We start from the raw sequence: 17,362 nt of genomic DNA, 5'->3' as shown, positions 1-17,362 counted from the left end.
TCCTCCTTCGTTCATGAAATGCTGGATTCCAGGGCACGGTGTGCCTTGGCGTCGATGCCCAGATCGACGAAATAGCGGTGCAGCAGGTCTCGGTCCACCGGGCGAATTGCCGCGCCGATGGATTCGAGCTGGGCTTGGGTGGCTGCGCCGGAAACCTTTGGCGGCGTGGCCGAAGCGTCATAGCGGTCCAGAATGGCCAGCACTGCGGCCAAATCGCGGTCCTGGCCCTCGACCAAGCGCTCATGTGCGCGTCGAAGCCAGTGTTCCAGATTCACCGGCTCCAAGTGCAACCCCAGCCGCTCGAACACGGGCGGAATATCCCTCACCCGCAACGGCTCCGGACTCATCAGGTGGTAAACCTGCCCTCGCGAAGAGGCTTGGCCGGCCAGTCCGAGAATGGCCCGCGCCACGTCGTCCACAGGGGTCATGTTCAACGGCAGGTCCATATCGGGGATGGCCTGCAAGTCGGCGTACAGGTGGGCTACGCGCCAGATCAGGTCAGCCGCATTGCAAATGGCGTGATCGTGGTCTCCTGTCACGGCCCCGAGCCGGTAGATGGCCACGGGCATTCCACGCTCCTGCGCTTTCCGTGCCAGTCCGTCGGCCACCCATTTGCTCTGGCTGTAGCCATCCACAAGACCGCTCCAGGACGCCAGCGCCGAACGCTCTGTGACAGTGCCATCTTCCTCGTTCTGGCCGATCACGGCCAGCGTCGAAACGTAATGCAGGGCCTTGGGCCGCCCCTGTGAGGTCCATTCGAGCAACGTGACAACGCTGTCCACGTTGGGGCCCTTCAGGCTCGCGTAAGGGTGCAAGAAATCCACCTGCGCGGCGCAGTGGTAGATGGCATCGCAGCCATCGCGAACCAGTTGCACTGCAGCTTCATCAAGTCCCAGCCGCGGCGCACCCAGATCACCCGTCACCACCTGGATCCGCGCATCGTCCCAGATCGTTTCGAGTTGTCGTTCGGCCATGGTGCGCCGCAGGCGCTGCCGTCCCTGCGACTCGTCGGCAGCCCGCACATGGCAAACCACGCAGGACGAGGTGTCGCGCAGCAATGCCGCCAGCAAGTGGCTTCCCACGAACCCGCTGGCCCCGGTAAGGAAGACACGCTCCGGCGTCAGGCTGGGCGTTACGGTGAGGCCCTTGATGTGTTCCGGCAAATGAAGCTCGAGCGACAGGTCCAGGGACTCGGCATCGTCGCCCGCCCGGTCGATCCACTCAGCCAACTGAGCGATCGAGGGGCGGTTGTAGACCTCGGCGTGGGGAAATTCGGGGTGAATTTGGTCCCGAATCCGCATGCCAAGCTGGATCGCCATCAGCGAGTGCCCGCCGATTTCGAAAAAGTTGTCGTGAATGCCCACCTGCGGCAAACGCAGGATGTCTGCCCACAGCGCAGCCAAGGCTATTTCAGTGCCGGTGCGTGGGGCGGCGTAGGGTTGGTCGCCTTGCACTTGGGGCACTGGCAGTGCCTTCCGATCCAGCTTGCCACTCGCGTTGAGTGGCAATGCCGGCAGTTGAATGAAGGCCGATGGCACCATGTACTCGGGCAGGGACAGTGCCAGATGGCTGCGCAGTTCGCCGGTGGCAAGCTCACCCTCACCTGCCACCACCACATACGCCACCAGCCGCTTTTCGCCCGCCACATCCTCACGGGCAATGACCGCTACCTGGGCCACCTGAGGATGCTGCAGCAATGCCGACTCGATCTCCCCTGGCTCGATGCGCAGGCCGCGGATCTTCACCTGCTGGTCAGCCCGCCCCAAGAAGTCCAGGCTGCCATCGGCTCGCCAGCGCGCCAAATCACCCGTGCGGTACATCCGGCTGCCCGGCTCACCATGCGGATTGGCCACGAAGCGCTCTGCGCTCAGCACCGAACGCCCCAGGTAGCCCCGCGCCAAACCCATGCCCGCGATGTACAACTCGCCCGTCACACCAACAGGCACCGGCTGCAGGCCGCTGTCCAGCACATACATCTGGGTGTTATGGACCGGGCGCCCGATCGATGGCACGGCATCGGCCTGCATGGCTTCGCTCAGGCTCGCGCAGATCGTTATCTCTGTCGGGCCGTAGGCGTTGATCATGCGGCGCCCCGTTGCCCACTGTGCTGCGAGCGCGGGCGGGCACACGTCGCCGCCGACCACAAGCGTTCGCAGCGCCGGGAACTCGCCGGGTGGTACCGAAGCCAATGCGGCCGGGGGAATCAGCGCATGGCTGATGGACTGGCGAATCAGCCCTTGCGCCAAATCGTCCCCCAGCCATGGCGCAGGCCCGGGCACCACCAGCGCTGCCCCGACGTAAAAGGCCATCAACTGGTCCATCACCGAGGCGTCGAAACCGCTTGAAGAAAACTGCAGAACGCGGGAATCAGGGGCAATGCCCATCCGCTCGGCCATGGAGGCAGCCAGGCTATGAAGACCTGCATGTGGAACCACGACCCCTTTCGGTGTGCCGGTAGAGCCCGATGTGTAGATGAGATACGCCGCGTCCTGAGCGTGGGGGACATGGGGCCTTACCGCGCCCGGCCTGCCTGGACGGCTGTCCGACTGGATCGCCAGAGCCGCTACCGCCAGGTCGCTGTCAAGCGCGAGGCAGTGAGCAACGCCACTCAGCCTTGGCACAAGCGCTTCATGCGTGAGGACAGCGGCGGGCGCAGCCTCTTGGAACACCAGTGCACTGCGTCCTGCCAGATGGTTCGGGTCGAGGGGCAAGTACGCTGCCCCCGCCTTGACGATGGCCAAGTGCGCCACGATCAGATCGAGCGAGCGCGGCAGCACCGTTGCGACGATGGCTCCGGGGGCCACACCCCGCCCCTGCAGAAGATGTGCCAAGCGGTTGGCCTGCGCATCGAGTTCTGCATAGCTGACCGTGGTGTCGTCCAGTACCACCGCCGGGGCCTGTGGACGTTGGCTGGCATGGCCTTCCACCATCGAGGCAATGCTTTTGGTGGCCAAGGGCCGCTCCGAGCCCATCCACTCCTGCAGCAACCGCTGGCGCTCCTGGGGATGCAGTATCTCGATGCGGCCCAGCGCCTCGTCCGGGGCGTCGCACGCCTGCTCCAGCCAGCGTACCAGCCGGGCCGCCAGCGACTCTACGGTGGCCCGGTCGAACAGATCGGTGCTGTATTGAATGCCCCCGGTGATCCCGCCCGGCAGGCCGTCATGGAGACGTTGCTCGGTCAGGATGAACGACAGATCGAATTTGGCAGTATCGACAGCAACGGGCTGCGGCGTGATCGACAAGCCCGGAAGGCTGAAGGCCAGCCGGCTGCTGTTCTGAAAACCCAGCATGACTTGAAACAGCGGCAAATGGGACCGAGAGCGCCCCGGCCGTAGCATTTCCACCAGTCGGTCATAAGGAAAATCCTGGTTCGCGTAGGCCGCCAGATTGGTGGTGCGCACGCGCGCAATCAGCTCGCGCAGCCCTGGCTGGCCGGAGGTATCGGTGCGCAACACCAGCGTGTTCACGAAGCAGCCGATCAGCCCATCCAGCGCGTGATCACTTCGCCCAGCGACCGGGCTGCCTATCACGATGTCGTCGCCCGCACCCAGGCGGCTCAGCAAGGCCGCCAGAGCGGCCTGCAGCACCATGAACACGCTGGCTTGCCCATCTCGGGCCAGTTGAAGCATGCGCTCATGCACCGCGGCCGATATCTGCAGCGGAACCACGTCGCCGCAGTGGCTGGGGACCAGGGGGCGGGCACGGTCCATCGGCAACGCCAGTTGCTCGGGCAGATCACGCAGCGTGTCATGCCAGAACCTGCGCTGGCGACCGGCAAGGCTGTCGGGATCGTCTTCGCTGCCCAGCAGGGCCTGCTGCCAAAGCGTGTAATCGGCATATTGGAGTGGCAACGGCTCCCAGTCTGGTGGCTGGGCACCGCAACGGGCAGCATAGGCCACGCTCAGATCACGGGCCAGCGGCAGCAACGAAGCGCCGTCACCTGCGATGTGGTGGGTGAGCAGCAGCAAGACGTGTTCATCCTCGGCGAGCCGGAGCAGAGAAACCCGCAAGGGCATCGCGTGGCAAAGGTCGAAGACATGGCTGGCCGCCGCATGCAGTTGCGCAGCAAGATCGTCTTCGCTGGCTTCGGTTTCGATCACCGGCGGATACAAGCCGGCCCCATCCAGGATCTGCTGGTACGGCAGTCCGGCCTCTTGTGGGTAAACGGTGCGCAAACTCTCATGGCGCTGCACCAGATCTCCCAGGGCGGCGTGCAACGCCGCGCTATCTAGCAGGCCGGAAAGCCGCAGCGCCAGCGGCATGTTGTAGGCCGGGTTAGTCGCATCCAACTGGTTCATGAGCCACAGGCGAAGCTGCGCGGGCGATAGCGGAATCCGCGCCGGGCGAGGCATCGGCGCCAAGCGTGGCCGCTCCACCGCCTCTTGGTCCAGCCGCTCGGCCAAACCCGCAATCGTGGAAACCTGGAACAGGGTGTCCAGCGGAAGATCGATCATGAACTGCTGCCGGATCATCGAGATCAATTGCACGATCATCAATGAATGTCCACCCAACTCGAAGAAGTTGTCGTGAATGCCGACGCGGGGCAAATGCAATGTTTCGGCCCACAGGTCCGCGAGCGCCTTTTCCGTCGGTGTGCGCGGTGCCGCATAGGCGGTAGTGCTCTGGACTTCTGGCGCAGGCAGCGCCTTGCGGTCCAGTTTTCCGCTCGGGTTGAGCGGCAATGCCGGCAGTTGAACGAAGGCCGATGGCACCATGTACTCGGGCAGGGACAGTGCCAGATGGCTGCGCAGTTCGCCGGCGGCAAGCTCACCCTCACCTGCCACCACCACATACGCCACCAGCCGCTTTTCGCTCGCCACATCCTCACGGGCGATGACCGCTACCTGGGCCACCTGAGGATGCTGCAGCAATGCCGACTCGATCTCCCCTGGCTCGATGCGCAGGCCGCGGATCTTCACCTGCTGGTCAGCCCGCCCCAAGAAGTCCAGGCTGCCATCGGCTCGCCAGCGCGCCAAATCACCCGTGCGGTACATCCGGCTGCCCGGCTCACCATGCGGATTGGCCACGAAGCGCTCTGCGCTCAGCACCGAACGCCCCAGGTAGCCCCGCGCCAAACCCATGCCCGCGATGTACAACTCGCCCGTCACACCAACAGGCACCGGCTGCAGGCCGCTGTCCAGCACCACCATTTGCGTGTTCCAGATGGGGCGGCCGATCGGCACGCCTTCCAAAACCGGCGCCGCTGGCGTGTTCACGCAGGCCCATGCGGTCACATCGACAGCCGCCTCCGTGGGGCCGTACAGGTTGTGCAGTTCGCATCCCAGTTGCCGGTGAAACGAGCGCTCCAGCGCAGACGACAAAGCCTCTCCGCTGCAAATCACGCGCCGCAAGCTGACACAGGTGGACGCCGCAGGCTCGAGCAGAAAGATCTCCAGCATCGAAGGCACGAAGTGCAGGGTGGTGATGCCCTCGCGAACGATCAGGTCCGCCAAGTACGCCGCGTCCTTGTGCCCCCCCGGCTTGGCAAGCACCAGCGTGGCGCCGTCAATCAGTGGCCAGAAGAACTCCCACACCGAAACATCGAAGCTGGAAGGTGTCTTCTGCAGCACCCGGTCATCGGCCCGCAAACCATACTGGTTTTGCATCCACTGCAGGCGGTTGACGATGGCGCGGTGCGATACAGCTACACCCTTGGGATTTCCCGTGGATCCGGAGGTGTAGATCACATAAGCCGGCTGTGCCGTATCTAGCGCAACGAGCGGCTCGGGGCGGGCATCAGGGTAGCGGCTCAGTTCGGCAGCGGTCTCGGGGCTGTCGAGCAACACGAACGACACCGGCGCAGACAACGTCTGCGCTAACGCCTGGGTCGTCACGAGGCACACCGGGTGCGCATCTCCCAGCATGTAGGCAATGCGGTCCGCTGGAAAATCCGGATCGACCGGCAGGTACGCAGCCCCGGTTTTCAGAATGGCCAACAGGGCCACCATGAGATCCAGCGATCGCGGCGCTGCAATGGCCACGACGCGCTCCGGCCCTGCACCGTGCGCCCGAAGCAAGTGCGCCAGACGATTCGCCCTTCGGTCAAGCTCACCACGGCTCAATGTTTGGTGCTCGAATCGCAATGCGGTGCCTTGGGGGTCGGCCAGCAGACCGGATTCAATGCAGGTCGAGAGATGAATGTCGGGCACCTCGCGCGCCGTATCGTTCCAACCTACCAGCACCTGTTGCCGCTCCTGCGCAGCCAGCAACTCGATGCGGCCAATGGCCTGGTCCGGCTGCTGAATCACGGCGGCAATCAACGTCAACAGCCGACGCTGATGATCTGCCAGCGTCTGCGCGGTGTACAGCGCGGGATTCGCGTCGAAATCGATCTGCAGGTCCTGGCCATTGCCGCGCTCGTACAAAAAGATGCCCAAGTCCTCGGCCGTCCCGTTGGACAGATTGCGTGGCTTGGCCGTGTGCCCCGCAAAGCGGAAGTCGTAATCGAAAGGTTCAACGTTCACGACCGTGGTGAAAAGCTGCCGATGGTTCAGCAGAAGATTCAGATCGCTGCGCAGGGTCTCGTAGCGGTAGCACTGGTGGCGCAGGATCTGGCGCATCTGGCGGCCCACCTCGCGAACGAGTTCGGGGAAAGGCAGGTCAGCGCGCATCGACAGGCGCAGCGGCAGTGCATTTGCCACCATGGCGGGAACCTGCCGCATGCGTTCGTTATGCCGTGCAGTGACCGGAATGCCGATCACCATGTCCTCGACGCCTGTCGAACGATAGAGATAGGCGGCTGTGCTGGCGATCAGTATCTGGGGCAGCGTACTTCCCCAGTCCTGGCCGATGGCTTGCAGCGCTTGCACGCTGGCGGCTGGCAGGTGCACGGTCTGGCGTAGCAGGCCGCCGATGTTCACCGACTGACGCGAAGCCAGGGTCAAGGGCTCCGGCACATCCGAAAAGCGTTCCATCCAGTATTGGCGGTCTCTTGGAAACCGGCCGGACTCACGGTAAGCACGCTCTTCTTCAGCCAACTGTGCCAACGGCGCCAGCCGCGAGGAGGCGGATGGATACGAGCTCCCTTGCGCCATTGCTGTATACACATCCGCAATGCGCCTCGCGACCAAACCACCACCGAAGCCATCCAGCAAGATATGGTGACTGCGCTGATAGCAGACATGGTGTCTAGGTGAAAGGCGGATCAACGCGCAAAGCCACAACTGGCCCGTCGCCAATTCTGCCTGCTGACTGAAATCTGCCTGCATCCACGCCTGCGCTGCGGCCATTGGGTCCTGCTGGCCGCTGAAATCGAGGAAAGGCAAGGCGCCTGAGAATGTTGGCGCGAGCACCTGCCGCGGGCCTCGCCCGGCATCGACGAAATTAAGCCGCGTGGCCTGCGCTTCGTCGGTGACTTGGCGCACGGCCTCGGCGAACAGCGCGGGATCGATGTCCCCATCGATGTCAATGGCCTCGGCCAAATTGAAATTGGTGTCTGCTGAAGCGAATTGAGCCCCCAGCCACATGGCCATCTGCCCTGCCATGAGTTGCGTGGTGCCATCGGATTGATCGACCGTATTCATGCACTTCTCCCTGTCGTATGGACGAAAGTCAGCATCCGCACCGGAACGGGCACGGAGATATCTAGCTCTTGGTGTCGAGACTGTCTGGCTCCAAGGAGCCCAGAAACGGTCTGGCCTGCGTGGAATCGCTGGGCGTGGAAAGTGCTGGCACAGCGGCTTGGTCGCCACGGTGCTGCACTCAGTCAACGGTCAAGATTGCGGATAAAGATCCGTTACCGTCACGGCGGAAACCGAAGACATGCAACAGGCATCCGGTCAGGCACCCGCCCACGGCACGTGCGGCCGAACCTTGCCGTGAAATGACAAGGATGTTTGGCTGACCAACACCGCGCCGATAAAGTCGCCACCGTGTTTGCGCGCATTAAGGCGGCGATAGGCAGTGCTTTCAAAACACCCGGCGCACCTTGCTCGTGCGCCCTCCATCGATTCAATGTCATGAATCTCTCCCTTCCCTCTCGATTACGGCTGTTTTTTTGAGCCGAAACATTTATTTTCAAAAAAGTTTAGTTTGCAAGAACTAAATCGATACCAGGGTTTACCCTTATTATTCAAACAATGAATCAGCCAACACCATGCAAACCCACAAAATATAATTACCAATAGGAAAAAATTATTGCCTCCAGCTATTCATTTGCTCTTTGGAGACTCTTTTTCATTCTGCATACCTCTTGTTGCAGCAACGACGATGCTATTTTTGAGCACCCAAGGCTTCACTGCGAAGTATTTTTTACTTCACCCATTGAAAAATATTTGCTAATTTTTATTTACAGCAATACGAAAATATTTTTATAAAAAGCAAGAGTAAAACTTTTACTACTGCACTTATAACGTTATGCGGGAATTGTTTGATCCACACTATCTCTTGCAAAGAGATAAGCGAAACAGGCTACTGGATACGCGCATCAGCGTTGATATGCCTATGTTCAAGAATCTCAACCGATGAAGCCCATGGCGATTCGATCCATTGGATGAGGAATCTCCACCATCCATGTCGCGAACAAGTAACCGCTTTCGCAGAGGATGACATCGCCTCGTCGGTGGCTCCTACAAGAAGTGGCCGATGCGCCGCAGAAGCTACAGCCTTCATCAATCGGAGTACTCCAATGCGAAAAATGATTCTTATGGCGGTGGCTGGGTATCTTTGGAAAAAGTACCAATCGCGCAAGACGACCGGCAGCACGATCGCCTCGTCACGCCGCTAGTCATTGACTCACCGCGCTGGATTCAACACCGTCGAAAGATATGCCGCTGTGCGCGATTGCGTACAGCGCGCAACCTCCTGCGGCGTGCCGCTGACCACGACGCGCCCCCCTTGAGCACCTGCCCCGGGGCCCATGTCGATCACCCAATCGCTGGAAGCTACGAAATGCATGTCGTGCTCAACCACGACGACGGTGTTGCCGGATTGCACCAGTGCATCCAGTTGGCGTAAAAGGCGGTCCACATCGGCCGGATGCAATCCGGTGGTGGACTCGTCCAGTACGTAAAGCGTTTGGCCGCGCTGCGTGCGTTGCAATTCGGTAGCCAGCTTGATGCGCTGCGCCTCGCCGCCCGACAGTTCCGTGGCGGGCTGTCCAAGGCGCAAGTAACCCAAGCCAATGTCCCGCAATACCTGCAAAGGTCGAAGCACGCTGGGCTCCGCCGCAAAGGCCTCGCACGCAGCATCCACCGTGAGCCCAAGCACTTCGGCGATAGTCAGTCCGTTCCAGGTGACAGCCAGTGTCTGAGGGTTGTAACGCGCTCCATGACACGTGGGGCAAGGAGCGTAAACACTCGGCAGAAAGAGTAGTTCCACGCTCACGAAACCCTCCCCCTCGCAGGTCGAGCAGCGACCTTTCGCCACATTGAACGAAAACCGGCCTGCGTCGTAACGCCTTTGGCGTGCCGCAGGCGTGGCGGCGAACAGCTTGCGTACCGCATCGAACAGACCCGTGTAAGTGGCAAGATTGGAACGGGGTGTGCGGCCAATGGGCTTTTGATCCACCAGTACCAGCCGGCGCACCTGATCCATGGCACCGCCTAGCCGGCCGGCCGTGGCAGCCGCCTGATCGGGATCGGCCGTGGCGCCCGGATCATCATCGACAGCGGTGACATCGGGCGGTCCCTGCGCGATAAGGTCTTCCTCCAGCGCAGGTATGGATTGCCCAAGCTGGGCACTGACCAGTTCAAGTAATGCCTGGCTGACCAAGCTCGACTTGCCCGAGCCTGAAACACCCGTCACGGCCGTCAGCCGGCCAATGGGGAAGGCAACATTGACTCCTCGCAAATTGTGCCGGTGCACATCATCCATCCTCAGCCAAGCCTGAGGAGTGCGCTGGAGGCGCCGTGCGCGTGCCAAGTCGCCGAAAAGGTAGCGGCGAGTCTGAGACTCGACCACGTCGGCCAAGCCTTGCGGCGGGCCGCTGTAGAGCACGCGCCCACCCTGCTCGCCGGCTTCAGGCCCCACATCCACCAACCAGTCTGCACGGCGCATGGTGGCAATGTCGTGTTCCACCACAAAGATGGAGTTGCCCGCATCCTTCAGGCGATCCAGCGCGGTCAGCAGCGATGCGCTGTCGGCGGGATGCAACCCGGCAGAGGGTTCGTCGAGCACATAGACGACACCGAAAAGCTGCGATGCGAGTTGCGTGGCCAAGCGCAATCGCTGCAATTCGCCGGGCGACAAAGTGGGCGTGGCACGGTCGAGAGAAAGATAGCCCAGCCCCAGGTCCGTCAGCGCCGTAACGCGGGCCAGCAACTCCTGCGCGATGCGCTGCGCGGCCAGCTGCTTCTCCGCAGACAGGTTGGGCGTACGGCGGATGTCGGGTGCGCCCGCATGGCCCGAGTCTCCAGACGCCTTGCGCTGCGCAGTCGCACGCACGCGCGCCGCTTTCGATAAGGCAACGCCTGAACGGCCCGGGGTCTCAAAGGATGCGGCAAGTCCATCGGCTACCGGGGCAAGCACATCGGCCAGTGCGGCCAGCGGCAGGTGGTTGAGGTCACCGATGTCCAACCCGCAGAACGTGACGGACAGGGCTTCCGGCTTGAGGCGCTTTCCGTGACAGACGGGGCAGGAAGTGCCCACCATGAATTGGGCTACCTTGCGCTTCATCATGGCGCTCTGGCTGGTGGCGAAGGTCTGCATCACATAGCGGCGAGCACCGGTAAAGGTGCCCATGTAGCTGGGCTGCTGCTTTGCGCGGCGGGCCCGACGCACCTCTTGCATCGTAAAGCCCGCATACACGGGCACGGTCGGCTGCTCATCGGTGAAAAGAATCCAGTCCCGCGTCTTGCGGGGCAGTTCGCGCCAAGGCACGTCGATGTCATGCCCCAAGGTGGTCAGGATGTCGCGCAGGTTCTGCCCCTGCCATGCACTCGGCCAAGCCGCCACCGCGCGCTCGCGAAGGGTGAGTGAATCGTCGGGCACCATCGAGGCTTCTGTTACCTCATAGATGCGCCCCAAGCCGTGGCAGTGCCGGCATGCGCCCTGCGGCGTGTTGGGCGAAAAGTCTTCCGCGTAGAGCATGGTCTGCTGCAAGGGGTAGGTCCCAGCGCGGGAATACAGCATGCGTACCAGGCTGGAAATGGTGGTCACGCTGCCCACCGAGGAGCGAGCCGTGGGCGTTCCTCGCTGCTGTTGCAGGGCCACGGCGGGAGGCAAGCCCTCGATGGAGTCGACCTGAGGCACGCCCACTTGGTCGATCAAACGACGCGCATAGGGCGCGACCGATTCAAAATACCGGCGCTGCGCCTCAGCATAGATCGTGCCGAAAGCCAGCGACGACTTGCCGGAGCCCGAGACACCGGTGAACACCACGATGGCATTGCGAGGAATCTCGACATCCACATTCTTCAGATTGTGTTCACGTGCTCCGCGCACTTGAATGAATCCATCGTGGCATATCGCCCGCTTCGGTGTGTTTGGCATGGGGTGGATTGTCGTTGTGCCCGGTTCACCAGGTGTCTGCCTTGCAAAAGTGGGAATGGCCCAAGACGCACTGCGATCGGCAAAAATCCGAACCTCGTTCACTTTGGCATCTGAGCTGCCCATGTCCGACCCTTCCCTTGATCCCTCTTCGCGCGCGCTGATCGATGCTTGCTCCGAAGCCTCGCTCGCGCTGCTCGAATGCAACCTCACGCGGCATGGCATTTTGGCCGCGAGCCGCACAGCGGCCGCAGAGGCCCGGCGCTACACGCGCATATTTGGGCGCGACGCGGCCATCTGCGTGATGGCCATGTGTGGCAGCGGCGTTGCCGCGCTCGAAGAAGGCGCCGTAGCCAGCCTGGACGCGCTGGCCGCGAAGCAGGCCGCCAATGGACAGATCCCCAAGTATGTGGACCCTGAAGGGCATGATGCGGACTTCTGGTATCTGGGCTGCATCGATGCCACCCTGTGGTGGTTGATCGCGGTGGACCATGTGCGGCGGCACGGCAAGGTCGGCGCGGACCATTGGGACAATGGCGTCGAACGCGCACTCGAGTGGCTCCTGGCGCAAGAGCACCAACACTTTCGCCTATTGCAGCAGAACGAGGCCAGCGACTGGGCAGACATCATGCCGCGCTCGGGCTATGTGCTCTACACCAACGCGCTATGGTTTGACGTCAAGCGCCGCTTCGCACTGTGCCATTCAGACGAGACGCACCACCACTTCAATCATCTGTTCAACCCCTTCCAGCGCGATCTGCATCAATATCACCGCGCACGCCTGCTGCAGCACTACGCACGCCGTGGCCGAAGGGATCGGGGCCTCTACCTGAGCTTCGTGAATCTTGCGGTCGTTGGCGATGAGGGCGATGTATTCGGCAACTTGCTGGCCATCCAATGCGGTTTGGCCGACGAAGCGATGGCGCACAGCATCACCAACGCGATCGGGTCTGCGCGGGCCAGCGACCCGTATCCGGTGCGCGTGGTACTGCACCCGCTGTCGGAGCAGCACGACCTTTGGCGCGCCTACATGGGACGGCATCGGCAGAACCTCGTTCACCAGTACCACAACGGAGGCATCTGGCCTTTCATCGGCGCGTTCTGGGTGATGGCGCTTGCAAAAGTGGGGCTCAGAGAAGAAGCCTGGGCCGAGCTGGTCAAGCTGGCACGCACGAACGAACTCGACGATTGGCGCTTTACCGAGTGGTTTCATGGCCGAACACTGGCGCCTCTCGGCATGGCGGGGCAGAGCTGGAATGCCGCCACCTTTTTGATGGCGCGGCGCGCGCTGCAGGGTCAAGACACGGCTTGGTGATCGGGTATGCGGACGGGCATCTCGGAGCCGAGCCGCAACGCACGATGCTGTTGGCCACGGCGATGCCGGGCTTCCAAGATATATTCCGCAGCAGCACTGCGCCCCATGCAGTTGCACCGGCCACCTCGGCCAGCCTGCCAGCGCCAGGGGTCGCGCGACCATGAGCGCTGCAGTGAACTCTTCCGCCCCGCCCCCCTACGCCAGCGCCCCATCGGGCGAAGCACCCGCAGAGGATGAAAAAACGCCAGTTGGCTACAGTGACGCCGTGCTCGGCATCGCTTCCTGGCCAGGCACTACGACAGCCTGGCGTTTTTTGCCAGCCAGTGCTGGAACGGATGGCGCCACGCTGGCAGTGCGCATCGCCATGCAGCCCGCAGGGCTGCTACCCGCTGCCACAGCAGCCGGCGATGTAGCCGCAGCCACGGCCGGCGAATTCGCGAATCGCTTCGACGCCATCGGGCGGCAGTTGGCACAGCCAGACATGCAATTGTTCATCGCTACGTCGCTGAACCAGCCGGTCAGCGCCACACCGATAGACATGCCGGTGTCCATGCCGCCCCTGCGCGCTCATGCCTGGGCTTGCCACGCCTTCAGCCGATCGGTAGCGGTGCTCGGTGCAGCCATGGCCGATCCAGCCGTAGCCGCCACGCTGGCCGCTGTGTCCCCGCATTACGGAGTGGACTGGCAGGCATTGGGCCTGGCCGCTCGCGAACGGCCGCTTGGCACGCTGGTGCACCTGCCATCTGAGGGGCTGCTGGTGCCCCGTTATGCCGCTTTTTTGGCTGGCGGCACCCTGGGAGAGCTGTTGGCCGAGGGCGTTGACCGGGCTGCGGTGCTTGCCCATCCGGAGAACATCACGCTGCCGCTGAATGCTGGCATCGAGTTGGTCATTCCGCCCGCCAGCCGACCCCAGCCCACGGACGGCCTGCCGCTGAGCGCCCTTGCCGAGGCGCTGCACCTGACGCCAACCAGCCTGGTGGTGGCCAACTGCGCTCGAGCCGCGTTGTTGGCGCCAGGGTTCGTGTTTCAGGCCGGCGGTGCGCAGTGGGAAGTGCCCGCCGAAGGCCAGCCCGGCGCCGACGCCAGTCTGAACGACGTCGCACAGGCGTTCTCAGACACCGGCACGCCATTCGATGCCGTCGCGGTCGCCTTGTCCAGCGCGGACGAGCCGGGCATGTTCCGCCCCGGTATCACGCTGGTGGCAGACCGACGCGTCATCGAAGCGGGCTGGACCTTGGCGGACAACGCCTCCGGCATCCCTGCGGACCTTCTGGCCGACCTCAACACCGACACGATCGACCTACTCCCTGCGGGCTCGGCGGTCTTGCTGAAAACCACGCTCACCCCTGATCTGGACAACGAGCCGCTGGGCGCACTGGCACGCGCACTGGCCATCGAGCCGGGTGATCTGCTGCGCCATAACCCGGAACTGGCCATACGCGACTTGCCTGTGCCGGGATTGTCGGCCTTGCCCGAGCAGCTCTTTTCACTGCGCCTTCCTTACCGTATCCGAGCCGGCCAAACACTGTCCTCCATTGCTGCACGGTGTGTTTCAGCCGCGGCGCCCGGCACGGAGCAAACGGCCGAACAGGCGCTGTGCGAAGCCAACCGCTCCATGCCGGCCACCCTCGCGCCGGGCCAAGTGATCACCGTCGCAGGCCAGCCGCTGACCACACGGGCGGGCGACAGCTTCGACGCTCTGATGGCGCGCGCCGCCCCCTCTGTCACTCTGGTCGATCTTGCAACGGCCATCGCCACCGACACCGAAGCGCTGGCCACTGGCGCCCTGCTGCTGTGTCCCCCTGCCTTGTTGGCAAGCGCCACCACGCCGGAGGGCCTGACGTCCACCTACGGCCTGGCCGCCGCCGCACTGCTCAGCGCCAACGCGGCCACGCCGAAATTGATCGTGCCGGGCCTCGTGCTCAAGGCCTCGCAACAGGCTGACGAGCCCACCGTTGTGACCGCGCCAGCCGACAGCATCAATGCCATCCTCCGCCGCTTCGCACTGGCAAAGATCGACGTCACCGTCGAGGACTTGGTGCATGCCAACCGCGGCATCGCTTTTCTGGCAGCCGGCGCGCCACTGTTGTTGCCTCCAGCCGACACGGTTCTCAGCGCCGCCTTCGGCAATGGCGGCTGGCAACTACCGGAAGCCATTTTTCCATTGCGCGCCTGGGTCACGCTGAAACGCAACGCAGAGCTGGTGGCCCCAGAACGGCGCGGCAACGCACAGGCGCCCGGTGCCGCCGTGCAGGACATCAGTCTCGTCGCTGCGGTAGAAAGCGGAATTTCCTGGGGACAGGAACAGGACACTGTCGCGCTGGGCCACTTCGCGGCAGCCATCGAGAACACCATCACGGGGCTGAAGGTGGCGAGCGGACAGGACCCCGAAGACACCGATGTATGGGGTATCTCCTTCGACGCCCCCAGTGGCATCACCCAAGTGAAGATATCGCCCCACACCAGCGTTCCCCGTGTGGACGGGCTTCAGCCACTGACCTTCGCGTTGCGGCCGTTGTCCAACACATTGGAACGCGCGAGCGGCGTCGAGCTCCGGTCCATCGACCCTGCCACTGGCGGCTGGGGCGCCACCACTTTCAATGATTACCACGGCATCGACCTGGAAGTCTGGGCACGAACCTGGCTGGCGGGGCTGGATCGACTGTGCACCGACCGCTGTGCCGTGCCCGCTGAACTGGTGGCACCCAGCGCGCTCGCACGGTTGCTGGCTGCAAAGAAGGCGCTGGCCCGCGCCGTGACCAGCGGGCTGTCACCCATCTTGATGCTCCACGAACAAAGCGGTGGCGCCATCGGGACGGATGCATGGGAAGCCGCGCGAGAAGCAATGCACCTGCGTCTGCTGGACACATTGCTGAGCGGCTACGGCACCGCTGCCATCCTGCAGTTCAATGCCACCGTCGATTCACCCGCCACGGCAGCCGAGGCACGGCTGTGGGGCGCCGGACGCCTGGGCGCACCGCAGGCTGGAAATGCCCGCCAAGCCTTCAACGACGATACGGACGAGGGGAACCTTTTGCAGTTGGGAAGTGCCATGGCGGCCCTGCGCAACACCTCCGCGGGGACTGTCTCGTTTCCGCTCGACGTCGCCCGACCCTCCTGCCATGCCGCAGTGGCGCTGCAACCGGCCTATGCGATCAATGAAATCGAGATCGATATCACCCCGGCCAGGACTGACCCCTGCACGTCAAAGCGGCTGAGCTTCTTGCGGAGCTTCGACCCCTTCCCGCCCGCCGCTTTCAGCGCACAGCTCGGCACGCCGGTCATACCGGTGCCGCTGCGCACCTACCCCAGCCCGCCCACCTTGATCGCGCAACAAGCTCAATGGCCTGCCGATCCAGCCACGCTGACGGATGCTCTGCACTGGTCCTACGTGTTCACCTATGCCCACGACAGCGCCGTTCAGGACCAGGCCCTCGTCGAGATTGAATTCAACGCCCCCCCGTCCGTTTCCACCCGCAGCGGCGGGGAAGACAGTGACGCGTTGTTCAAGGCCTTGGCGCAGTACTCAGCCGTGCATGAGACCCTCTGGCAGATCCTGGACCGGCTGCAAGCGCCCAGCGTTTCGGCGCAAGATGCCGCCCTGGTTACCGCACTGAGCACCTATGCCGACCTGGCTGAGCGTGTGGCCGCGCTTTGGGCTGAGGGGTGGGCCCGCCGCGACATGCAAGCCTCTGCACCGAGTCACGGCACGGCTGAAAACCGGGCGCTGCACCAGTCAGCCGAACCCGAAAGCGACACGCGTTCTGCTGCGGCCGCGGCCCCTGTCGTCCAGGGCGTGCCGCGGGAGCGTTACCAGTACCTGGCGACACTGAGAACCACCGCATCCAGTTGGAACAACATCGAACCACCGCTCTATAGCAGCCTGACGCTCCAGCGGCTGAATGCCGATGGAACCGCAGCATGGCCCGAGATCACCATCATCCTCGAAGACGGCATGCACATCCCGTTGACCGGGGCCGAAGCGGTGGGCCAGACGCGGGAATACAGCTTTCCTTTTGGTGAAGATGCGCCCCAAGTAGCGGCGGCCACACCGCTGTCATATCGATGGTCCATCTCCAACCTGCACATCGCGCGATACCAGAATGCGAATGCAGCAGTGACCATGGTGCGCAACGCGCAGCTGCTGGGACCCAATGGACCACAGACCTGCCCGGCATTCATCTACCGCACCCCGCAACTGAAATTCCCCGCCCCGTTGGTGCCTCTGATCAGCATCGACACTCCATTCCCCATCGGCATCTGGACCCATGATGTGGCGACCAATCCGCTCGCACCGCTGTTCAGCACCTTGTTGGACAACGATGCGGTGGGTCGCGAAATCATGGTTGGCATCGACTATGGCCATTCGTTGGGGCCATCGCCTTCAGCCATCGATATCCATGTTCCGGTGATGCTCCTTGCGCCCTTAGAGTTCAATGAGGCCAGCACAGTGCAGAGCATCATCAGCGCAATCGAAGCCTGGACAGATGGCACGCAGCCCACGACCGCCGGCGCTTTCTTGAGCTTTGCGATCCACCTGTTCTCCAGTGTTGACGGGCCACCCCGGCAGCCGGTGGTGGAACTGCAGCGGATCATTTCTCCGCTTGCGTGAATGATCGA

The 17,362-nt window shown here is 63.0% G+C and carries 4 protein-coding genes; 2 read left to right on the top strand and 2 right to left on the bottom strand.

Annotated elements, in window-relative coordinates; translation table 11 throughout:
• Positions 1-11: 11 nt before the first annotated feature.
• Together M5C98_RS04165 and M5C98_RS04160 are read right to left on the bottom strand one after the other, a co-directional pair.
• Complete coding sequence (locus tag M5C98_RS04165; protein WP_272551159.1) at positions 12-7,523, bottom strand: non-ribosomal peptide synthetase; 7,512 nt, start codon at positions 7,521-7,523, stop codon at positions 12-14.
• 1,210 nt (positions 7,524-8,733) lie between these two features.
• The gene (locus M5C98_RS04160; RefSeq protein ID WP_272551158.1) at positions 8,734-11,430 is read right to left on the bottom strand and encodes an excinuclease ABC subunit UvrA; all 2,697 of its coding nucleotides are present in this window, start codon (positions 11,428-11,430) and stop codon (positions 8,734-8,736) included.
• Positions 11,431-11,551: 121 nt separating this feature from the next.
• On the opposite strand from M5C98_RS04160, the gene M5C98_RS04155 reads away from it, so the two are divergent.
• Both M5C98_RS04155 and M5C98_RS04150 read left to right on the top strand, forming a co-directional pair.
• Positions 11,552-12,742 (top strand): amylo-alpha-1,6-glucosidase, encoded by a 1,191-nt coding sequence (locus M5C98_RS04155; RefSeq protein ID WP_272551157.1) that lies wholly within the window; start codon positions 11,552-11,554, stop codon positions 12,740-12,742.
• A 160-nt stretch (positions 12,743-12,902) separates the two neighbouring features.
• On the top strand, positions 12,903-17,354 hold the full coding sequence (locus tag M5C98_RS04150; RefSeq protein WP_272551156.1) for a LysM peptidoglycan-binding domain-containing protein: 4,452 nt from the start codon (positions 12,903-12,905) through the stop codon (positions 17,352-17,354).
• Positions 17,355-17,362: the final 8 nt, after the last annotated feature.

Origin of the sequence: Acidovorax sp. NCPPB 3576 (assembly GCF_028473605.1) — a bacterium.
Classification (GTDB): domain Bacteria; phylum Pseudomonadota; class Gammaproteobacteria; order Burkholderiales; family Burkholderiaceae_C; genus Paracidovorax.
The sequence above is the reverse complement of the archived record's forward strand: the minus strand, read 5'-3'. Positions and strand labels throughout refer to the sequence as shown.

Coding starts and splice junctions, on each gene's coding strand:
- M5C98_RS04150 (WP_272551156.1), top strand. CDS start 12,903: ATGAGCGCTGCAGTGAACTCTTCCGCCCCGCCCCCCTACGCCAGCGCC.
- M5C98_RS04165 (WP_272551159.1), bottom strand. CDS start 7,523: ATGAATACGGTCGATCAATCCGATGGCACCACGCAACTCATGGCAGGG.
- M5C98_RS04155 (WP_272551157.1), top strand. CDS start 11,552: ATGTCCGACCCTTCCCTTGATCCCTCTTCGCGCGCGCTGATCGATGCT.
- M5C98_RS04160 (WP_272551158.1), bottom strand. CDS start 11,430: ATGCCAAACACACCGAAGCGGGCGATATGCCACGATGGATTCATTCAA.